18 protein-coding genes are annotated in these 21,681 nt (G+C 66.9%); 15 read left to right on the top strand and 3 right to left on the bottom strand.

Annotation, left to right across the window (positions count from 1 at the left end; all coding sequences use genetic code 11):
• The first annotated feature begins 1,927 nt into the window (after positions 1–1,927).
• From ACFV9C_RS42505 to ACFV9C_RS42515, 3 genes are all read left to right on the top strand, one after another.
• Entirely contained in the window at positions 1,928–2,998 is a 1,071-nt protein-coding gene (locus ACFV9C_RS42505; protein WP_380203374.1) for a ParA family protein, read from the top strand.
• Positions 2,999–3,029: 31 nt separating this feature from the next.
• Positions 3,030–4,022, top strand: a complete 993-nt coding sequence (locus tag ACFV9C_RS42510) for a hypothetical protein (protein ID WP_380203376.1) — start codon at positions 3,030–3,032, stop codon at positions 4,020–4,022.
• 131 nt (positions 4,023–4,153) lie between these two features.
• Positions 4,154–4,921, top strand: a complete 768-nt coding sequence (locus ACFV9C_RS42515; RefSeq protein WP_380203378.1) for a hypothetical protein — start codon at positions 4,154–4,156, stop codon at positions 4,919–4,921.
• A gap of 166 nt (positions 4,922–5,087) precedes the next feature.
• On the opposite strand, the gene ACFV9C_RS42520 is transcribed toward ACFV9C_RS42515, so the two are convergent.
• Positions 5,088–5,885, bottom strand: a complete 798-nt coding sequence (locus tag ACFV9C_RS42520) for a hypothetical protein (protein WP_380203380.1) — start codon at positions 5,883–5,885, stop codon at positions 5,088–5,090.
• Between the two features lie 235 nt (positions 5,886–6,120).
• Here ACFV9C_RS42520 and ACFV9C_RS42525 point away from each other — a divergent pair, with 235 nt between their 5' ends.
• From ACFV9C_RS42525 to ACFV9C_RS42580, 12 genes are all read left to right on the top strand, one after another.
• Positions 6,121–6,408 (top strand): hypothetical protein, encoded by a 288-nt coding sequence (locus ACFV9C_RS42525; protein ID WP_380203382.1) that lies wholly within the window; start codon positions 6,121–6,123, stop codon positions 6,406–6,408.
• A complete protein-coding gene (locus ACFV9C_RS42530) occupies positions 6,405–7,523 on the top strand; it encodes a conjugal transfer protein (RefSeq protein WP_380203384.1) in 1,119 nt (372 codons plus the stop codon). Before ACFV9C_RS42525 ends, ACFV9C_RS42530 begins: the two co-directional genes overlap by 4 nt.
• 45 nt (positions 7,524–7,568) lie before the next feature.
• Positions 7,569–7,877 (top strand): hypothetical protein, encoded by a 309-nt coding sequence (locus ACFV9C_RS42535; protein WP_380203386.1) that lies wholly within the window; start codon positions 7,569–7,571, stop codon positions 7,875–7,877.
• 14 nt (positions 7,878–7,891) lie between these two features.
• Positions 7,892–8,506: a hypothetical protein gene (locus ACFV9C_RS42540; RefSeq protein ID WP_380203388.1), complete on the top strand. Its 615-nt coding sequence runs from the start codon at positions 7,892–7,894 to the stop codon at positions 8,504–8,506.
• On the top strand, positions 8,503–11,073 hold the full coding sequence (locus tag ACFV9C_RS42545; protein ID WP_380203390.1) for an ATP-binding protein: 2,571 nt from the start codon (positions 8,503–8,505) through the stop codon (positions 11,071–11,073). The genes ACFV9C_RS42540 and ACFV9C_RS42545 overlap by 4 nt, the downstream gene beginning before the upstream one ends.
• Before the next feature lie 83 nt (positions 11,074–11,156).
• Positions 11,157–13,259 (top strand): hypothetical protein, encoded by a 2,103-nt coding sequence (locus tag ACFV9C_RS42550; protein ID WP_380203392.1) that lies wholly within the window; start codon positions 11,157–11,159, stop codon positions 13,257–13,259.
• Positions 13,256–14,386 carry an NlpC/P60 family protein gene (locus tag ACFV9C_RS42555; RefSeq protein ID WP_380203394.1) on the top strand — a complete coding sequence of 377 codons (1,131 nt, stop codon included), beginning with the start codon at positions 13,256–13,258 and terminating at the stop codon, positions 14,384–14,386. The genes ACFV9C_RS42550 and ACFV9C_RS42555 overlap by 4 nt, the downstream gene beginning before the upstream one ends.
• A gap of 350 nt (positions 14,387–14,736) precedes the next feature.
• Entirely contained in the window at positions 14,737–15,063 is a 327-nt protein-coding gene (locus ACFV9C_RS42560; RefSeq protein WP_380203396.1) for a hypothetical protein, read from the top strand.
• 1,862 nt (positions 15,064–16,925) lie between these two features.
• Positions 16,926–17,663 carry a hypothetical protein gene (locus ACFV9C_RS42565; protein ID WP_380203398.1) on the top strand — a complete coding sequence of 246 codons (738 nt, stop codon included), beginning with the start codon at positions 16,926–16,928 and terminating at the stop codon, positions 17,661–17,663.
• A gap of 569 nt (positions 17,664–18,232) precedes the next feature.
• Positions 18,233–19,057 (top strand): hypothetical protein, encoded by an 825-nt coding sequence (locus tag ACFV9C_RS42570; RefSeq protein WP_380203400.1) that lies wholly within the window; start codon positions 18,233–18,235, stop codon positions 19,055–19,057.
• A 65-nt stretch (positions 19,058–19,122) separates the two neighbouring features.
• Positions 19,123–19,422, top strand: coding sequence for a hypothetical protein (locus ACFV9C_RS42575; RefSeq protein ID WP_380203402.1), 300 nt, complete (start codon positions 19,123–19,125; stop codon positions 19,420–19,422).
• A 131-nt stretch (positions 19,423–19,553) separates the two neighbouring features.
• Complete coding sequence (locus ACFV9C_RS42580) at positions 19,554–20,165, top strand: hypothetical protein (RefSeq protein WP_380203404.1); 612 nt, start codon at positions 19,554–19,556, stop codon at positions 20,163–20,165.
• A gap of 48 nt (positions 20,166–20,213) precedes the next feature.
• On the opposite strand, the gene ACFV9C_RS42585 is transcribed toward ACFV9C_RS42580, so the two are convergent.
• Positions 20,214–21,035 carry a hypothetical protein gene (locus ACFV9C_RS42585; protein WP_380203406.1) on the bottom strand — a complete coding sequence of 274 codons (822 nt, stop codon included), beginning with the start codon at positions 21,033–21,035 and terminating at the stop codon, positions 20,214–20,216.
• Positions 21,035–21,517, bottom strand: coding sequence for a hypothetical protein (locus tag ACFV9C_RS42590; RefSeq protein WP_380203408.1), 483 nt, complete (start codon positions 21,515–21,517; stop codon positions 21,035–21,037). The genes ACFV9C_RS42585 and ACFV9C_RS42590 overlap by 1 nt, the downstream gene beginning before the upstream one ends.
• Between the last annotated feature and the right edge of the window lie 164 nt (positions 21,518–21,681).

The raw sequence follows: 21,681 nt of genomic DNA on the forward strand, positions 1-21,681 counted from the left end.
CGGTGATCCTCCGGCGGCCCGACTAATCAGATGTCGAGATGCAGCGAAGATGAGCCAATGCTGCTGGATAGCTGAGCTAGCTGTGCCGTTCGGCCTTGTTGGTGCTGGTTGATGCCCGCAGCCCGTGGCGCCGGCTCAACTGCGCGGTGGAACTCCGGCTCATCTTGGCTGCATCTCGACATCAGAGGGGGGAGTGGGCTCGGTCGCGCCTCTGGTTCAGGTTGGGCTCCACCTACCCGCTCGACAGGCTCGGCTGGGATGCACCCCAGCCCACGATGTGGTCACCGGGGTGGTGACCGGTGCCCTCGAGATGATCGAGCCTCGCGCCCTCTGGCTCTGATGTCGCTTGGGTGAGCCCTTGAGGATTTGCGCGACTCTCATCGGCGGCCCGGGTGGGCCTCAGCGCGAGGCTCTGTCGGCGCTCCTACTCCAAGCGACTTCTGTTCGGGCGCTTGGGCTCAAGCGAATGATCATGCTGAACCGGGTCGGAAGTAGCTATCCGGGGCTGCCGGCCGGGCCTGGTGATGCTGCGATCTGAGTCCAGGCGTGCCGTCGCCTGCGGGGCGAATCCGGCGAGGCTGGGTCCTCGATTGGTGCTCAGCATGTGCCCGTGTGGAGCGCGCAAGGTGACCGCGGGCGGATATGAAGGTCCCCGGGCGGGCATCGCATCGTCGTGGATCTGTGGGCTGTGGTGTCGGACCTCGAGCACCTTGTGGCTGTGACATGCTGCGAGAGTGCGGGCTGACCTATTGCTGCAGATGGCTGTCCGGGACTGCGCTCCCTGCTGGATACGCTTCTGCTGCGGCGGAGGTTGGTCTTACGCGGCGCTCCCCCTCCGATGGCTGGGCGTAGCGATTGAAGTTGCGCGAGCGATGCCTGGACGCCTCCGGCAGGGTCCTGGGCGGCCTTCTGAGCTGATTTGGGGCCTTGATGCGATGTCTGGGGTAGCCCCGTGTCTCCGAAGCCGTAGAGAGGCGCTGAGTCACATCCCCCATTGTGTCTGGCCGCTGATTGGGGCCTGCCTGTGGTGAATGATGGCGGTGAATGATGGTGGTGAATGATGGTGGTGAATGATGGTGATAACCGCCGTGTGGACCCAGCGCGGCTAATCGTGTGTAGAGACTGCTGGTGTGACACATGTGCTGTCAATGCTGGTGGCGAATGCAGTGATAGATGGCTATCGCGGGCTGCACGTGTGGACTCTGTGTTGTGAGGGGTGGCGTCAACTGCGCTGGGCAATCGAAGGTGTGCAGTGATAGCGTTACCGGCATGTTGGACCACGTGTTGGCAAGCGCGTTCGCTGACGTGTGTCATGCATGCGTGTTTCCAGTTGCATGTGACACCTGGAGGCTGCACCTCCATGTGGCCCAGACACCTGTCGCCATCATGTGCAACACCCGCGTGAAGATCGAAGGCTGCGCCTGCGGATGCCAGACGCAGTGTGGGTCCTCAGGTGACACAAGTGGTCCTCACGTGCGCTTCATGAACGACGGCGATACATGGACGCCCGACACGCCCCTGGCGCACGCAAGACCCACAGTCATGTGTCGACCGCGTGTTGCGACCGACGGTGCGAAGCGACCGTACGGCACGCATGTCTCAGTTGCAGGCGGAACAGGCATTCTGAACCCGCAGGCAGCAGATGAAGCCTGGGCCCGAACGTCAGGACAGCACCTGCAGAGAGCAGTTGTGACCGGCAATCTGAACACAGTTCGGAACCGGCGGGTCCGGCACGAAGTAGAGACCAGCAGGTGCCATCGTGTAGTTACACGGCGATGCGCTGCCTGCACCTGAGGCCAGACACCCATGTTCGCCAGTCCGACACGCAATCGTCATGAGCATGAGCCAGATGCAGATGCCGCACTAACGTTTGCATGGCACGCAGGAATCCGTCCGGGAAGTACCCAGAGCTGGAGTGACATCTGAGATGACGACAACCGCCGCGGAAGTTGTGATCGACCGCAACCTGCTTAGCCGTGTTATCGCGCTGATCAACCAGAAGGGTGGCGTGGGCAAGTCAAGCTGCGCGACGAACCTTGCCGTTGAGTACGCGCGCGGGGGCTTCAAGGTACTGATTCTCGAGCTGGACCCACAGGGCAACCTCGGCAAGGAGTTCGGATACCGGCCGAGCAAGGTCGCCAAGGGGCTGGCCGCTGACCCGCGCGATGACTTCGGCACGGGCCTCGCCGCATCCCTGACCACGGGGTCGCCCCTGAACGTTCCCTTGACGGGCGTCAGGAGCTATGCCAACGGCGGCCAGATCGACGTGATCCCGGCCGGCGGGGCCCTGAAGCCTGTGCCTGTGGCCTTGGGTGTCATGGCGGTCATGATGAAGCAGCCCTACGAGACGAAGCTCGCGCAGCTGTTGATGCCGCTCGCGGGCCAGTACCACCTCATCCTGATCGACTGCCCGCCCTCCGACATGGTGTTGAGGACGCTTGCGCTGGAAGCCGCCCGATACGTCGTCGCGCCGACCAAGTCCGATCCGGGTTCATGGGAAGACGGCCTCGACTCACTTGCTGAAGAGGTGAAGCGGGCGCAGCTGACCAATGAGGCGCTGCAAGTCCTCGGCGTCCTCCTCTTCGATATCGGGGCGTCGGCAACGAAGCTGAATGAGCAGACGCGAAGCGACATCGCCGAACTGAACGCGGAGGCCTTCGCGGAAGCCCGGAACGGAATCCCGCCAGTGCTGAAATCCACGATCCGGCATGTCGAGCGGCCGGCTGTGGATGCCCGCAGGGAAGGCCGCACGATGTCGGAGCTTTCCGTTGTGGATCTCAGTGGCCCGAGTGTCCTCGAGATTCTGCGCCGGGAGAAGGACGGCGAAGACGTGTCCGGGCTGCGGACTCAGAAGCGCTCGGGATCAACGGCCAACGTTGCCGAGGACTACTCCAAGCTTGCCGCCGAGCTGCTCAGGATGATTTGGACCATTGAACGGTTGAAGCTCGAACAGGCAGCGCAGACGCAAGAGGCGGACATGACCGCCGCGGATCGATAGGGGAGACGAAATGAGTACCAAGGCACCGGGGATGGAGGACGTGGAGGCCCTGCTGAGCCAGATGGCTCCTCCTCAGGCGTCAGTCGTTGCGCCGCAGGCGCCAACTCCGGTCGCGCTGGAGGAGCCGAAGGCCCCCGTGGGCTCAGGAGGTCGCGACGAGGGCACGGCAGGCGATCACGAACCTGACCAGACGTCTGGTGGCAAGCGCAAGGGCAAGCATGAGGCCAAGGCGCAGGATCAGGTCGACGACCCCGAAAGTCCGAGAGGAGCGTCTCCGGAATCCAGCGCTCCCGAACAGACTTCTGGCGGCGAGACCGGCCAGACCAGCGGCAGCGCGACGTCGAGCAACGACGGCGGGAGCGCTCCCGCGAAGAAGCGGGCTGGTCGAACGTCGAAGAAGGCCGCCCAGACCTCAGCGAAGCAGGTGAGGACTGCCCGGTCGGTGTACATCCCGAGCGATGTCGAGCGCGTGCTGGTGATGGCGCGGGCTGCGGAGGGCCGCAGCTACACCGACATCGTCCTCGATGCTGTGAATGCGCATTACAAGGAAGCCGCCGAGCTTCCGGACCGGGCGCCGGTTGTGCAGGAGACCACGGGTGGGCTGTTCCCGCGGCAGAGTCCGCAGCCGAGAAGTAAGAAGGGCCTGAACTCGATCTATCTGACTGACGCCGAGACCGAGGTGCTTGACTCGGTGGCGACGCAGGCCGGCCTCAAGAGAAGCGACCTGGTCTCTCGCTGCGTGCGTGCCGCTTTGTCCAACCGGGTCTATACCCGGATGGAGGTGATCCTCGAGCTGCAGGACAGCGGCCGGCCGGCAGCGATGCTCAAGGAGCGCGTCAACGCGGTCCGGCGTGCCGGTGTCGTCGCGCCGAGGATTCCCGAGGACAAAGAGGGTTGGGTCGCGATGCCTGAGCGGTGGTTCGCGGGGATCGGCGATGAGCTCGACGACGCCCAGGCGCACCTGAAGGTCGGATCCTGGTCGGAGGTTGCCTGGGCTGCAATGGAGCTGAGCGTCCAGGCTTGACTCGAGGCAGGGGAGTGGGCCGGATCCGCGCGATGATGCCGTGGATTCGGCCCATTTGTCGTTCCAGTACGCCCGGCGAGCTCGGGTGTGGCTTAGAGCGCGCCGTATCCGTCAGTGAAATACTGACGGCCATGTCGACGCGGCCGAGAGTGGCGCAAACCGAGGTCTCCGCAGCCATCATTCGCATCGCACGGCGCCGGGCCGAAATCGACGACCGCAGCCGCGATCTGCTCCCGGACGCGCCCGACTCTGCCCCGGGTGAAGTTCTGGACTACCTGATGCGGCACAGCGGGAACAACGTCCCTTCGGAGGTCCGCCTGAAGGACGCCAAGGACGCCATCGTCCTCACCAACTGGATGTGGTGGGAAGACCGGCGGCGCGAGCTCCACTTCTTGAAGGCTGCCGTCGAGGCCGGGATGTTCCTCAACGAGATCGGTGGGCTCATTGGTGTCGGTAAGCAGGGCGTCAAGGACCGCATCGACCGCCTGACCGCTCTGTTGGGCGAGGAAGGTCGGCCTGATGAGAAGCTCATGCGGGCGCACCGTCGAGCAGAGCAGGAGCAAGCAGGCACGGAGGACTCGCCAGCGGCGCACGTGGTCTGGCTGCGGGCCAACTGGCCAGAACTCAAGGAGCTGGTCGTGGACCTGAACGCCCAGGCCGAACGCCACGGCCTGAAGGACAGTGACCGCGAATGGCTCGACGAGCTCATGATCGATGTCGACGAGGATCGTGTGAATCCGCAGACCATGGTGATGCTCGGCCTAGCCACGGCCGACATCCGGGTGTCGACCGCGTTCGTTCGGCTTCCGAACAGGAGACCCCATGCAATCCATCTGCTACTGCAACATGCAGACCGGATGCGCACTGAGTATGCCGGTCTGGGGACATTGAAGAGGTGACGGCCAGTGCGGGGACAGACGAACGATCGTGGCGTCGTTGGAATCGGCGCTGGCTTCTCATGCTGTAGCGATCGCCAATCACAGGCCTAGCTCTGCACTAGCCGAAACCTGGCCTCCGTATATCGCTAACCTATCTCAAAGGTCAGCAGACCTGGGGGGCGAGGAGTCAGGCAGCCAGCAGTTCGGCGTGGGCGCGGAGCCTGCGGGTGATTCTGCTGCAACGCTGGCGGAGAAGAGCGGACGAGATGTTGAGCTCACGCGCCACGGCCTCGCTAGACCGGTGGTCAGACTTGAGGTACACCTCGGCCAGCAGTCGAGCCTCGTCGGTCGTTATGACCTTGCGCTGGGTCGCTCGCGACAGGACCTCGAGAACCTCGATGCCGGCGTTCCTGTCCAGTGAGTTCCTGACTTGCACACTCTCGAGGGTGTCGACGGAGTGGAAGTTCTCCGGGTCGCTGTAGCTGATCACGACGTTGCTGTGGCTGAATTCAAAATGGTCATGGTCGGCAGCTCGGGTGACTGCCTTGAGGCTGTCGAGGGCCAGACGTCCAGCGATGGAGGGCGGGTTATTGGCGAGGGCGAACTTCATGATCTGTGCCCACATGGCAGCTACCACCGCAGCGGCAGCCTCGTCGAAGTCAACCGTCGCGCGGACCTGGGAGCGGGCGATGCGGGCGATCTTGGGCAGCATCAGCTGAATTACGCACCTGCCAGCCAAGGTTGACCCGTTCTGGGCACGCCGGATCAGTGCCGCGTGTGTGGGGTTGGGGTTGTCCGCGACGAGCGATACGAGATCTTCGAGGGTCTCGGCCGAGGAGAGCGCGGGTTCGGTCTGGCGCCACTGCGCCAGTTCGCGGTGAGCGTCGGGGGAGGTGCAGAGCAGCCTCCACTCGCTGTTGAGCGAGTGCGTGAGGCGGTACTCAGCGCCAGTCTTCGAGGCGACAGCGTCAGTGAGGGTCGACATCGGTGGCTCTCCTTCTCGGGTCGCCACCACCGTCGAAAATCACCCTTGCCACAACCCTTGCCAATCAGCACGGCGACCCTTGCCACTTTTCGCAACCGCAGTCAGAGGGAGGAAAACCGCAGGTCAGGGCGGGGCCAGCGGCGGTGGCGGGGAAAAGTTCGACGCGATCTGTCACAGACCTAGCTCGGTGTGGGCCTTCTGCAGATAGAGGGACCTACCGAGCAAGGAGCCGCAGATGTGTCACCCGAAACAGGCCATCCGACAGCGCACCAGCCATGAAGACGCGGCGTACAGCGCTGCGGCGTACGCCGCGCAGCGGGGCCTGATGCTCGACCTGCTCGCTCGGCTGATCCTCGACCCGGACGACCCCGACTCCGAGGCGGAGCTTCGGACCTTTCTCAACGCGAAGGCCGGACAGGTGCGTGCGACGCGCACGGACCTCATGGCCGACCTGTCGGAGACGACAGGGAGTTCGGGGCATCTCGAGCTGGTGGCCGACACGGCAGTTGGTGAGCTCGGATGAAGCTGACCGGACGCCCCAGGAAGCAGGACCAGCCGGTCCTCCCGTCCGCTGGCCCGCTGGACGACGAGCACATCCAGGACATCCAGGCCGGCGAAGACGGCCCGGACGCGGCCGAGCCCTCCGGGATCTGGCAGAAGCTGCGGCGGAAGAAGGACGCCGCGGAGGAGTCAGGTGAACTGGACACCGTCGTGTTCGCCGGCCAGCGGATGACGACCAAGCTCGCACACATCGGTCTTGCGGCGACCGTGTTGTGTGGCCCGGTCGGCCTGTTCGTTGCGGCCGCGGCGGCGACCCGGCCAGTCAAGGTCCGCGCCGCTGCGAAGTCCGACATTCTCACGGCGCAGGACGCGGCCAGGGTCGGGCAGTTCGCGCAGCGTGTCGTACGGTCCTGGCTCGGAGCGACCCGAGCCAAACCGGGCGACCTCGGCGCGTTGTTCGACAACTCCAGCCTGCAACTGCCCGACAAGCCGACCCGCGTCGACACCGCGACGACCGCGGACGTAACGCCGACCTCAGTGAACGGCATCTTCAAGGTGACCGTGGCCGCGACAGTCGAAGGGACACCGCGGTACTACGCCGTTCCCGTCCAGGTATCTGACCGCGATGGGTCACTGATCGCCCTGGCGCTGCCGGCGCCGGCGGCTGCGCCATCGATCGAGCGAGCTGCAGACGACCCGTACCGGTCGACGTTCACGCCGTCCGGTGCTACCTCAACAGCAGTCCTGGCCTTCCTGCGGGCGCTGCTGACCGGTCAAGGCGACGTCACCCGATACATCTCGCCGGGCGCGCCTATCGAGGAGATTGTTCCCGCCCCCTACGCGCGAGTCGACCTGAGCACAGTCGCGGGCCTGGCCGACGAGGTGCCGCCGGCCGACGGCAAGCAGGCCAGCGTCCTGGCGACCGTGGTCGGCACCGACGCCGCGAAGCGGTCGATCACCACGCAGTACGCGCTGACTCTCAAAGCCCGCGGTGGCCGGTGGGAAGTCACCGCCATCGACCTCGCACCGGCAATCAGGAGGCCGCGGACGACCGGGCAAAACATGCCGAGTACTCCGAAGGTGCCGGCAGGTCCGACCGCCTCAACCAACCCGACCACACCAACAACGACGCGCTAACGCACGCAACGAACGGAGAAGAACGACATGCACACCATGCTCTCAATGATCGCGACGGTCCCACTGGACATCGCCGACGGATCCGGGTTCACCGGGTGGGCGAACAAGCAGATCGGCGAACTCGGCACCTTGGCGAAGACCGCGGGGGTTGTGTTCCCCATCCTGTTGTTCGTCGTGGTGTCCGCGATGAAGCGAACCATCGCGGCGGTGCTCTCGGTCGCCGCCATGTGCATCCTCATGGAGGCGATGGTCGTCGGCGGCCTCGTCTGGGGTGGGAAGAAGGTCACCGAGGACCTCAACAACGGCGCGCCGGCGATCGCGCAGGTCCAGGTCGCCTCACGCGCAGGAATCTGACCCGAGGCTGCGACATGGTCAAGGAAGTCAGGGGAGTCCGCTGGTTCACCGCGGCCCGCCGTGTTCCCTCGCTGATCGGCCGGATGCACGACGGAACCATGATCAAGGGCGGCCCATACACCTTGGTCCAGGCGTTCGTCATGCCGATCACCGCGGCGCTGGCGTGGTGGACACGCGGGATGTGGGGCACGGGCAGCTGGATCTTCGACGGCGGCATCTCCCTGGGCGTCGCGGTCGGCCTCGCGTGGGTCGCAGGCCAGATGCCCGACGACCGGAACCCGATCCTGTGGGCCGGTGGACTCCTGTCGGCCTTGACCCAGCCGCGATGGGGCCGCTCGAACGGGCGCCGGGTGACCGTCCCGAAACCGCAGCGAATCCATGGCCACCTGGTCGTGCAATGCAGCCAATCGCCGCACCCGGTAGCCGACCTCCGCTTGGAAGCGAGCGCCGTCGTCGTACCGGCACAGGTAGCCCGTGCCGAGCCGGCGGCGACCGCCGCGCTCGTCTCCCGGCCAGTGCTTGAAGCAGAGCCCGAGCCTGCAGTTGTGCCCAGCGGCATGCCGCTGGCGGTACGTCATACCGGCGTCGAGGCGCTGCTGGCCGCAATCAACCAAGGGGAACATCGATGACTCGGCACCCGATCATGAACATCGTCGACCAGTTGTCGTTCTGTCACGACGGGACCGTGTGGGCGACGTGGCGTCTCAAGCCTTTGCCGTACGGATACCAGTCGCTGGATGACAAGTTCGCGGTCCGCGACCACCACACTCAGCTCTACCGGTCGCTGCGTGGCGAGTTCTTGATGCAGGGCCTGCTTGCTCCCAAGGACCCCACGCAGGTCGTGGAGATGATGCTGCACGGCGTCGACGTCAAGTCGTCACCGGCGTGGGCCGCGGAGTGCGAGGAGACCCTCGAGCTGCTCACAGACTCGCCGGTCGAACAGCGTCTGCACTATCTGTCGGTTCCGCTGCGGGCAGGCGGTGCGGTGGGAGTGATCCAGTCGGCGACCCGCGCGGCCTGGTCGGTGCTGGTGGATGCCGTCGGGTTGCCGCGAAACGGCATCGGCACGAGGACGGCGCGCCGCTACCTGAAGCGCGCCGAGGAGGTCCGCGCCCAGTTGCCGCCATCGTTCTTCGCAACGCCGGCGACCGCCGCGGAGCAGATCTGGATCCATCGCCGCGCACAGACCAGAGGCGGGTTCGATGGGTTCCCCTCACCGATCGGCGATCGCGAGATCACCGATGAGCTCCTTTCGCATGGTGCGGGAGCCCTTGGCACACCGAATCTCGATGAAGGAGCTCGCGGCGACATCGGGCGCCGGGAATTGTTCAACCCCCTGGCCCGCCGCTTCCTCAAGGTCACCGCCGACACGGAGGAGGAGGCCTACCAGTCCCTGCTGCTGCTGGCCGACACCCCGGCCCATGGGGTGGCCGAGATCGGCAGCGAATTCCTCGGCCGGATCGACGAGTCCGGCGTCGATGTCGACTGGGCGATCCGCGGGCGGGTCCGGACACAGCAAGAGGTGCTGCGCCGCAACAAGCGCATCAAGAACAACCTGCAGGACCAGGTCGGGCAACGGGCCAACGACGAAACCGCAACCGGCAAGCTCCAGAAGTCGCTGATGGCAATGCAGGAGTACGAAGAACTGATGCTCGCCAACGACCAGGAGGTCGAGGTCGACTGCGCCACGGTCCTGATCTGCTCCGGTGCTACCGCCGAGGAAGCCGACGACGCAGCGGTCACCTTGCGGACCTACTTCCGTGACAACGGTTTCAAGGTCGTACGGCCACCCGGCTCACAGACGCAGCAATGGTGGGCCACGATGCTCGGGGTCTCACTTGCTCAGCTTCCGCTGGTTCGAGAGTGCCAGCAGATCGCACCCGCGGCGACCGCGGCGACAGCGATGCCGGTCATCTCCGCCGAGATCGGCGACAGCCTCGGAGCGATGTTCGCCCTGAACATCACAACCCCCCGTCCCACGCCGGTCCTGTTCAACATCACCGGCAACGCCGAGCGCGACATGTCCGGATCGATGGCCATCTGTGGTGAGCTCGGCGCCGGCAAGTCGGTCGCCATGAAGAAGATCGTTGGCGACGTCGTCGACCGCGGCGGCCGGTTCGTGGCCACCGATGGAACCCGCGATGGGGAGTGGGGAGTCTTCGCCTCCTCCGTCGCCGGAGCCAAGGTCGTCGACGTCCAGAACCCGGCCTGGGGCCTGGACCCGCTCAGGCTGTTCGGCCCGATCGCCGGCGGCCAGATCGCCAAGACGTTCCTGACGATGCTGCTCGACATCGAACTGCTCCGAGATGAAGGGCTTCTGCTCACCGACCTCCTCAAGCCCACCTACCTGAAGACCCATGCCATCGACTCCCTCGGGCAGCTGCTCGCGCATCTGAACTCCGACTGCGACATCCCCGGCGCGAAGGACCTGGCCCGGCGGATGGCCGTGTTCGCCGACCTCGACACCCCCGAAGCCGGGGTGGCCCGGACAGTGTTCGACCCGACGCTGCCGCCGCTGGACCTGGACTCGCGGGCGATCGTGTTCTGGACCCGCGGTACCAAGCAACCGACCCGCGCCGAGCTGCTGAACGCTCACCTGGCCCGCAGCCTGGGTATCGAGAAGCTGTTCGGCCGGGCGTTGTTCTTCCTCGTCGCCAAGATCGCCGAACAGATCTGCTTCGATCCCACCGATCCTGCGGTGTTCGCCGTCGACGAGACCCACTCCATCACGGCATCCCTCGAGGGCGAGGGGGTCCTGATCGAGTTCGTGCGGCAGGGCCGGCGCCAGGCAGCAGGTCTGCTCCTCGGTAGCCACGACCCGGACGAGGACTTCGGCACCCGCACCGACAAAGCCCAGGACAACGAGAACGACCTCGGTGTCAGCACCCTGGCGGCGCTGATCCCGCTGCGGGTCCTGATGCGTCACCGCGACACATCGCTGGCTAAGAAGGGCCTGCGATGGCTTGGCCTCGACCATACCGATCCCGAGCTGGTCAAGCTGATCGCCGAGCAGACATCCCCCGTCGAGGACGACGACGAGTACAAGAAGTCCGCCGGGGGAGTCAGGCCGGAACGGCGCGGCGAAGGCATCATGCGCGACTCCCTCAACCGGTTTGCCCGAATCAAGGTTCTGCTGCCCTTGAACGAAAGGCGCCGCGAAACGATCCTGACGACCCCGAAGCTGCAACGACGATGAAACTGACCAGCCCACATCAAGTCGCCCTCAACGTCGCGGTCTCCGCGGCCGTGAGGCACCCGCGCGCTGTGCGGATCGGCGCCATGATCGCGACAACTACCGTTCTGTTGCTCGTCGCGACAACGGGGACCGCCGCCGCCGACACGGGCAAGGGCAGCGCGCCGGCCATGTCGCCGTTCGATCTGCAAGACACCCACGGCATCAAGATCAGCCAGTACGAACTGAACATCGACCAAGGAGGCCTGTCCAGTCCGTTCAAGCTGCTCTGGGCCGCCATGCTGATGTTCGGCTGGGAGCTGTACCGCTGGTGGATCGGCATGATTGCCTGGCTGCTCGACTGGGCCGTCACCTTCAGCTGGCTCGACTTGTTCACCAAGCCGCTGACGTGGATCGGCAACGCCCTCGAAGGCAACGTCATCGGCCCTTCGAACCTGCTGACGACCAGCATCCTGTTCGGAGCCGTCGGCATCGCATTCTTCGTCGCACGCGGACACTACGGCCGTGCCGGCATCGAGTTCCTGGTCACCGCGGCCATCCTGGCTCTGGCCACCACCGGTCTGGCCCACCCGGTCACCTGGCTGACCTCACCCCACGGGCCGCTCTACACCGCCCGCGGAGTCGGTATCGAGCTGGCCAACACGGTCACTACCAACGGTGCCACGTCAGGCAGTGACCCCGCCGCGCTGAAGCAGAACACCTCCGGCGTGCTGATCGACACCTTCATCCGGCAGCCGCACCAGCTGCTCAACTACGGCGCCAACATCGACAGCGACGCCACGTGTGCTCCCGTCTACGACAATGCGCTGAAGGCCGGACCGTATGGTGACGACTCGGCGGCCCGCGACCAGATCGGCAAGTGCAACAAGGCGTACAAGGACTACGCCGACAACCCCGGTGCCGGCCAGATCACCACGCAGTTCTTCCTGATGCCGACCGGGGGGTTGCTCGCTCTCGTTGTCGGGCTCCTGACCCTACTGATGATGGCCAGCGTCGGACTGGCCAGCTGGTCGGCCCTGAAGCTGATGTGGCACACCATGATCGGGCTTATCCCAGGCACCTCGCGCAGGGGCCTGGCCAAGAGCATCGCCGACGTGCTGATCCACGTGATGCTGATCCCGATCCTGCTCGTGTTCTTGTGCTCGTTCCTCTACATGCTGAAGTCAGTCATGGCCGCCAACGCCAACATGGTTCTGGTCGCACGATTCATCATCGCCGACCTGTTGCTGCTGGTGGGGCTGGTCGTGATGTGGCGGCTGTGGCGCAACCACCAGGAACTGGCCGCCCGGGTCGCCGGCATGCTCAATGTTGCCTCCGACGCCGCCCGCAACGTCGGAGTTGGCGACACCGCCAAGCTCACGGCTGCCATCACCAAGGGGTCGATCAACCCGGCGGTCAAGAGGTGGAGCCTGCCCAACACGACCCGGCCGCCGGGCACTGTGCCGACCAGGCCGCCGGGCACCGTGCCCACCAGGCCGACCGCGAACGGAACCCCTGGAACCGCAGGCGGACAGGCGGCCACCGGAGGCATGAAGCGGCTGAAGGGACTGGCCGGGAAGGCCACCGGACGGATGGAGAACACCGCGGTCGGACGGCAAACCCTCGGGATCGGCCGCGACACCGTTGCCACCGGCAAAGCCCTCGGCAAGGCGGCCCGCACGACCGCCAAGTACACGGTGGGCGCACCGGTCAGCTACCCCGCGGCCGCGTCGAAGATGGCCGGCAAGTGGTCGCAGGCCAGCTCGCAGCGCCGCGAGGGAATGAAGAAGAAGCTAGGCGCCGCCAAGGAGTACGCCGGCACCTACAAGAACAACACCAAAGCCGCGACCCGAGGTGTCGCCAAGGTCGGGGCCCGCCCCGCAAAGGTCGCTGCCAAGACCGCGGCCAAGGTCGGCACCGCCGCCTTGAAGAAGAGCCACCCCGCCGTCGCCGCGGCAGGCCTGTTCATGGCCGGCGTCAATGCCACCAAGAAGGCCGACGCGACCAAAATGCAGTCCTCCGTACGGCGGCCGCACCAGCCCGAAGACGCCAACGCCAAGACAACCCGGACACGACCTTCCCGGCCGCCGGAGTCCGAGCCAGCCGTCGTCGCCGGGCTCGGCCCGAAGCGGCCAGTCCAGCGCAAACGAGCCGAGCAGATGAAGGCCTACCTCAAGTCCATCAACAACGCCGACGGGAGCGGGTCGTGAAGAAACTGATCATCGGCGCCGGTCTCGCGGCCGCCGGCATCGCGACCCTGTGCGGTGTGCTGGTCTTCTCCCTCCTTACCGTCATTTTCGGGGGCGGCTCGACAGCCGAAGCCAAGCCACCCCCACCCATCCCGGGCGTATCACCGGTGCTGCTGAAGGCCTACCAGCAGGCCGTCGAAGGAGCCGCCAAGACCCTGCCCAACTGCCGCGGCCTGAGATGGCAGATCCTGGCCGGGATCGGGCAGATCGAGTCGAACAATGCCGCCGGCCACGCGATCAGCGAAGCCGGGGACGTCACCCCGCCGATCATCGGCCCGGCCCTCGACGGGTCCGGCGCCGGCGGTAACACCACCCCCGTCTACGACACCGACCAAGGCGTCTGGGACCACGACTCGCGCTACGACCACGCCGTCGGCGTCCTGCAGTTCATCCCCAGCTCGTTTCGCGCCTACAGTCGCGACGGCAACAACGACTCCATCAAGGATCCGCACAACGTCTTCGACAACGCCGCCAGCGCAGTCGTACACCTGTGTGGCACCACCGCGAAGGACTTCTCCACGCCCGAAGCGCTGCGCCAGGCTCTCTACGGCTACAACCGGTCCTGGTCGTACGTCTCCAAAGTCACCGAGGCGATCTCCGCGTTCGACGTGGCCGCGCCCGCCGACACGGGCAAGCCGTCCATCGGCGGCTCGACCAACGGCGCACTGATCGTTGCCGCGGCCATGAAGAAGATCGGCACCCCCTACTCGTGGGGCGGAGGCAACGCCTCCGGACCGTCAACTGGGATCTGCTGCAGCCCGGGCGGATCCGACGGCCGCAAAGTCGCCGGCTTCGACTGCTCCGGACTCACCACCTACGCCGCCGCCCAGGTCGGCATCACGCTGCCCAGAACCGCTGCCGCCCAAGGCCTGCTCAACCAGCAGATCCCCGCCTCGTCCGGGCTCAGAGCGTTGCTGCCCGGCGACCTCGTCTTCTTCGGATTCATCACCGGGTCACGCACTGGCATCCACCACGTCGGCATCTACATCGGCAACGGGCAAATGGTCAACGCCCCGCGGCCCGGCACCAAAGTCCGAGTTGAACCCGTATGGAGCGACGGCTACGCGGGCGCGGTGAGGCTCGCATGACCAGACCACCCACCACCACCACGACCACCACTACTACTACTGGAGCGTGAGTGGCTACCTCTGCGACTGGGAACCGCCGCTCGGATCATCCTAAGGCCATCGGGTTGCTCGCCCTCGGCGCCGCGGCAACCGCCGCGCTCGCAGCAACCGGTCTCTGGCTGATCGGTGGCACGCCGTCTCCGGACGCGCCCTCCGGACCCGTCCACACAGCCTCGACATCACCCTCGTCAAGACCCGTCGACCCGAGCCCAACGGCCGCGTCGACCACACCCGGGCAATCAGCATCCTCCACGCCAACGCGGCCACACGCGACAGCATCGTCGCCGTCGGCCACGACACAGGGCGACCCGATGGCCGGCGCAATCCCAGACAGCATGATCCAGAAAACCCTCGACGATGCTGGCATGACCACCGTCACCCCGGCCATCGCCAAGACCACACGCGCCATCGCCTGGACCGCTCTCAACGCCGACCTCCAAGCCGGCGGATGGGCCCATCCCAGACTCCAGGCAGCGGCCGTCGCCGCCCCCGGAACCGACCAGACCACCCCAACCGTCGTCGACGTCACAACGATCTGGGCCGCCACCGACCCCGCCGGCGAACTCGTCGACCGGCAAAGCAGCACAGTCCGGCTCACCCTCACCTCAGGAAAGTGGAGCGTTGACCGCATCACCTGAGCCCATCACCTGACGCGTGCCCTCCCGAACCCGACCTGCCTACCCCGATCCATTCCCTCCGCCCCGCTCGCAGGACCCGCGGCATCCAGCCCGGCGAGCGCTGCCAGTGCCCACCCCACGACTACGGAGACCCAGCACCCATGAGCGCGGCAACACTCGAAGGCAGCCAGCTCCCCAACCCGGCCGACGCAGCTCGGACCGGGAACGACAACCCGACCGCCACCAGCCTTGGCGACCTCGAACCCGCATTGACGGTCGGCACCGCGGCACGACAGCAAGAGGCCGGCCGGGTCATCGTCCGCTTCTACGTTGCCCAAGGCTCCGTGCTCGAGGGACCCGGCCGCCTCGCCGGTCGAACCCTGGCCGAGCGCCACACCTGGTCAGCGCGCTGGTGGCGAGACCGCCTCAGCGAAGTCCGTACCGAGATGAAGTCCGGAACCCCCGCCCGGCTGACCGTCGTGCCCGACATCGCATCCGGCGACCCAACACTCCCCGCGACCGTCGACCCTATGAAGCCGGAGCCCACAGAGGCGCCCCTTGCCATCTCGGACCCCGCAGACCCAACCCCGGCCAGCAGCGCCGCCACCAACACCAACGGCACAGGAGGCAAGGACTCAACCGAGATGGCAAGGACGGTGGCAGGCGCCGGAGAAGCAGGCATGGCAGGTGCGGCAGGCAACCCCACCCCATCCGTGCCAGCTCTGCCATCGAGCGGGACCACTGGCCTGGATGGCAGCGCCACCCCTGCCATCCACGCCACCCACCCAGCCGACGGCCACGCGTGTCGTACGGCCGACCCCGCCGCGCCTGCCACATCTGCCGATCTTGCCACCGCGCTGCACACTGCCCACGGACCGCTTGCCGGTGCAGTTCGCACTTCGCGGCCGTCACACCACCGATCCGACCTCGGCCCGTCTTGGCATGAATCCCACGCCGTCACCGAGGACAACTCCGGCTTGCAACGCATCACCACAAGCATCACGCTCGAGGCGCCCGCGGGCTCGAGTACAGGAGATACCGACCACGCGCACAGCAGCCCTGAACCCCGCGACGTCCCGGTCCTCAGCCACCGGAGCTCTGGCACCGGCTGGCCCGAACCCCCGGCGCCGACGGAGCCGCCCCTGAGGCTCGACCTGCCCTCAACGGCGCCACAGCCCACCGCAGGGGCCCAACCAGCCCCGACCATGACCGAAGGCCCCTCCACACCCGACCCGGCCGTGCAGAGCGCTCAGCCGCAGGACCTCACGACGACGGACCCATCGGCGGCTCCGCAGGCTTTCGCGATCGGCATGATCGCCGGCGTCATGGCCGTCTGGATCGCCACCACACACCAGCTCGCTCAGACCGATCGGGGCCTGTTGCCCGTGGGACTCCACCCCCGGTCCACCATGTCCCAGGAGGGAGCGGCACTCCGCGGACCCGCCGCTCGGCGAGCCCAGCAGGGCCCGCAGCAGGCGGAGAAGCAGGGCGTGGCGCCGGGCAGCACCGTTGAGACGGTGGCAAGGTCCTTGCCCGCCCAGCACCCCCACTCCGAGGCGCCCTTGCCACCGATCAAGACGCCGGCGGCTGGCCCCTTGCCACGCCCGGAGCCCGGCTCGGTTGCGAGCGCCGAATCGGCGGCAGGCTCGCGAAGTGGCCCGCCAGCCCTTGCCACTAGCGCCACTAGCGCCGCCCCTGCCAGCTCGCCAACGGACACCCTTGCCACCACCGCTGAGCCCATCGACCACATCGCTGCTGGCCAGAGCCCGCCGTTGGCCGTGGCAAACACGGCCGAAGGCATAACCGACGTGGCTGAGGTGGCAGACGTGGCAAGGCCGACTGACGCGCCGACCGCAGGTCACCGCGCCGCAATGCCAGGCGCAGTGAAGCTCCAGTACGCGTTCTACGGCGTCGCGTCTTTGTTCGCGCTCATCGGCCAAGTGTGGGCAGCACTCGACCACGTCCCGTTCGCCAGCAGCTGGCCAGTGTTGGTGCGGGCACTCCTCATGGCGCCCGCTCTCGCGGTGATCGAGCTCGGAGGTGTTGCCACATCGCACCAGGCGGACCTTCGCCGCCGGCTCGGAGAACAGGCCTACGGCTACCGGACGCTGTCCTTCATGGCCGCAGCTGTCGCTGCTGGGGTCAACCTGCTGGGGCACTGGGGGCAGTGGTTCCCCGCCGTGGGTTTCACGGGGTTGTCGATCTTTGCGTACTGCAGCTGGCTGATGCAGTCGGCTGCTCAGCGCCGCGACACGCTCCGCGCGACCGGCCAGATGGCCAGTACACCGCCCGTCTTCGGGCCGCTCCAGTGGATCCTGCAGCCGAAACTTACGTGGCGCGCCAGAACCCTTGCCATCGCCGGCAGCCTCGGCCGCACCGAATCACTGCAGCTCGCGGACGCTCAGCTCCGCGCAGAGATGCGTAAACGTGCCCTGGCCGCGAAGCTGCGCAAGGTCATCAAGAACCAGAAGAAGGACGCCAACGGTGCACGCATCGCCTTGGCCACGATCGACTACGACCGACTCGCATCTGCCCTCGAAGAGCGCATGGACTACAACGCCTGGACCGACCACCTCAGCACAGACCTCGTGCCCCCGGCGCCATCCGGTACTCCGGCCTGACGATGCTTGAATTCGGCAACAGAGCCAGTACAGAAGCAGACTCACAACGAGACCCAGCAGGATCCGCCGGCTGACGACAGTCGCAGACCAAGCCATTCGAAGGGCCCGAGACCGCGGACATCCGCGCTCGGGCCCTCGGCATGTCAGCAGACAGAAACGACGCCCACGAAGAGCTTTCGGCGTAGTCACCTCGCGGCGATCGCTGCCTGGCAAGGAGCCGGCGGCGGAACCAGTGGGAGGTGGGGGAGGGGGCGGCGCTGATACTTCAGCGCCCGCGGCTCCGCGCGCAAACGCCAGCATCAGCGTAGGCGCATACACCAGCGATAGGCAACCGCTACAACTAGGCGAGGCCTGCACAAGCGTTGGTACCGAACTAGGGCTAGGACTAGTAGTAGGACCGGACTAGTGCAGCGGCTAGAAGCCCACGATCGCGTCGGCCAGAGCTGTACCGGCCGGCCGGGACATGCCGACGCCGGCTTTGGCGGCGATGATGTCGGGCACCTTGGTGCTGAAGCCCAAGAAGCCGACACCGACAGCTTCTTCATCGCCGCTCTCGGTTGCCCGAAGTCGTGGCGATCCCGCTCGCGGCCGAACTCGACCAGGTTGTCCAGGACGCCGCCTCGGCTTACGCGGTCTCTCCCACCGCCGAACTGCACGCCTACGCCCTGGTCAACGGCAAGGACGACTGGAAGGACCTCGCGCCGCAGGTCAGAGCGCGGATCGGCATCTACGACAAGGCCATGGCCGCGATCGGCCGGCGCCCGGTCAAGCTCTTCCTGTGCGGAGTCGACATCCCCGCTCTCCGGCGGCGCTACAGCTACCCCGAACCACCACACACTGTCGTACTGCAGCACGTTCTCGAACGCGTCGACGAGCACGCACGATCGATCCGTGAGCGTGTCCTGTTCATCGCCGACGAAGTCGCAGAGGCAGACTCGCACCCGCCAGGCCCTGATCGACTATCGCAAGCACGGGACTCCCGGCTACCTGTCGAGCAAGCTCGGACAGGTGGTCGACACGATCCACTTCGTGCCTCCCGCACCAGCCTCGTGCAAGCGGCCGATCTGATCGCTTTCCTCCACCGGCGCCAGCGAACCCACACCGGGACCGACAAGCGCGCCGCCCGGGCCAATGAGCGGATCTGGACCCACGTACAGCCCCGCGTCGTCCAGGACGGCTCTGGGTGCCCTAGACGCACGGAAGCCCCGCACGCTGGCGGGGCTTCTGGCTTGCGGGATTCCCTCGCGGGCCTCCTGCACCCACATGATACCAACCAACCGGAGCAGATGGTTGTTCCCGCGCGTCCGTCGGTGAGCGCGTCCCCGTCGCGGGGGGACGTTCCCGCCCAGATACCGGCGCTGCTGATTCCGGCGCGCCGCGATCTCATCGCGTAACGCGGCCCGCTCCGGCGTCGATGATGCTTGTGACCCCGGTCTAGGGGTCCGGCGCAGGGAGGGCGATGACTGACTATCCGTATGACGCGAAGCGGCGCATCGAGGCGCTGATCAGCTCTCTCAGGACGCTGATCGCGAGGGACCCGGAACAGGAGGTTCAGGGGATCGCGTTGCCGGTGCTCGATGCGGCGATAGGGAGCATCAAGGCGGCCCTCCCCGACGATCCGGTGGTCGCCGCGGTGGCCGATCTGATCTCTGCCGACCTGATCGGCTCGGGTGAACCAGTGCGGGCTGCTGACATGCTGGTCGTCGCTGAGCAGTTGGACGCGGCGATCGGCCCGGAACCTCCCGGCGGGTTTGCCTGACCGAGTCGCTCCGCGGGGAGGGTGAGGTCGGGACAAGTCCGCCGCTGTGCCAGGCGTTCCCGGGCTGGACAAACGGGGGCCCTGGGCAAAGGACATGCCGGGCGGTGAGGCGGGAAGGGTTCGGAGGAAGAATGAACGGCCTGCACCAGTGGGACAGCCTGATCGGCGTTGCGGTCGGCGCGGTCCTGGCGGCAGTGACAGCCTGGTTGAACGATCGCCGGCTGTCGAAGCGCACCGACCGCCAGCAGTGGCATCAGCAGCGGCTCGCCGCCTACACGACCGCGTGGTCCCGGCTCAGCGACGTCGCCTTGGCAATGCAGGAGATCGTCTCGAAGTACGGCAAGCCGCGGGTGCTGGCCCCTTTGGCGCCGCTGCGTGTACTGCAGCAGGCGGTCCTGATCCAGAGCGTGCTTCGGGAGGCCGGTGAGGCTCTGACCGTGATCCGGTTCATCGGCGGCAAGGAGGTCGTCGACGCGGCGGACCGGTGTGCCGACGTGATCGTCAAGCTGGGTGCCGCGGTCGGCGACGGCGACGGGAAGCCCGACCAGCTCGAGGATCTCGTGCAGGAGATGAACACGCGACGCCACCACCTGGTCGACGTTGCCCGCATCGAGCTCGACGTCGACCCGCGACCTTTCCGACGACGTCGCAGGCCGGGTCCGCAGGGAAGCTCTGCCGAGCGCATCGCGCAACTGGACGCTCCCGCCGGCGACCCGGAACGGCCCGGACCGCGGACGCGGTGAGCTGACCGGCTCGACCGCCCGCCAGCGATCGCCGGTGCTGGCGGGCGGTCAGCGCCCAGGATCTTCGAGCTGTTCGGTGTGAGCGGCGAGGGCCGACACTGCCCAGGCCAGTGATTGCCGGGCGTCGGCCAGGGACTGGTTGTGCTGTTCGTGGTCGCCGGCGAACAGCGCGGCCATCGCGGTCTGGGCGTGCCACTGCGCGAAGTCCAGGTGCCCGGGCACCTGGTTGATCGGGGCCGTGACGTCGACCTGGTCCGGTTCGTACGTCCAGCCCCGGGCCTCGTAGTAGCAGCGGCCGGGCGGCTCGTGGCGGCGTCGGTCATCGTCGATCAGTTGCCGGGCGTGGAGCGTTCCGCACGCGAACAGCCGCGGATGCTGCCGCAGGTTGTCGCCCACTCCGAATGTCCCATCCGCTTCGAGCCCCACCTCGTCTCCGGTGGCTGGGCCACTGGCGGGATCATTCCCGGCCGGCTCGTCGCCCGCGGTCTCCTGGTTACTGGGTGGGTCCTGTGACCAGGGGCGCACCGACCAGCGCGTGATCTGGATCCGGGTCGGCCGCTCGCATCTCGGCATCGCGCAGGTGGCCTGGGCGAGGTGGTCGCCGTGCACGCACTGGTCGCAGTAACAGAACCTGGTGTGGGTACAGGCCGGATCTGTGCCCGGCCGTCCGTCCCGGCGCAGTTCGCCGTTGGCATCCCTGTTGCCACAGTCGCAGGCGGGAGCAGATGATCCCGGCGGCAGAAGTTCACCGAGTATGTCGATCCGGCCCACCGGTCCCGGCGCCCACGCGTCACGCAGCAGATCCGCCGCGGCCCGCACAGCCGCCCGCGAGGCCCAGTTCGCGGCACCGCCCGGTTCAGCGGCCTGCATCAGCGGCCCGCATCGGTGGTTACCGCCCCGCGTGCTGCGGCGCCGACGTCGAGAGAGCGATGCTCAGGGGTCGTTTGGAGCCTGCCAGTGCGCGCGAGGTGACGGATGATCGTGTTCCGCGCGGCATACGGCCAGCCCATCTCGTGGGCTAGCTCGGCCCACGTCGGGCCGGCGCCGTGCGTCCCGCGGTACGCCGCGACATAGGCGACCGCGGCATCCGCGGACTCCTCCGCCAGCCGCTTGGCCTTCTCCTTCAGCACCGCGAGCTTCGCGAGGCGTCGTTCCTGTTCGGCGTCGACGCGTTCCTCGGTGAGCTCCCCGTTGCCGGCCAGCACGGTGCGGACGGCCCGCCACCGCACAGACCCGGGCGGACCAACCGGCTTTACCAGCGTTTCGGCGACCTTGGCGACCATCGCCTCGTCCGGCTCGACATCTTCAGCCAGAACCGAGCGGATGAGCTTTCGGGCTGTCTTGGCCTGCATGCACCCAGGCTAATGGCCCGCCCGCGGCGGCGGGGCCGCCAACTGGTCCGCATGGCGATTCCGCCGGCATCACAGGCTGAGCCGTTCGGCGGATCCGCGGCCGTTTCCTGGTCACTCACAACGGTTTTTGTAAACCGCACACAGGGTTCACGGCGGCGGATGAT

The sequence above is a fragment of the Kribbella sp. NPDC059898 genome (genome assembly GCF_042730855.1).
GTDB lineage: Bacteria > Actinomycetota > Actinomycetes > Propionibacteriales > Kribbellaceae > Kribbella.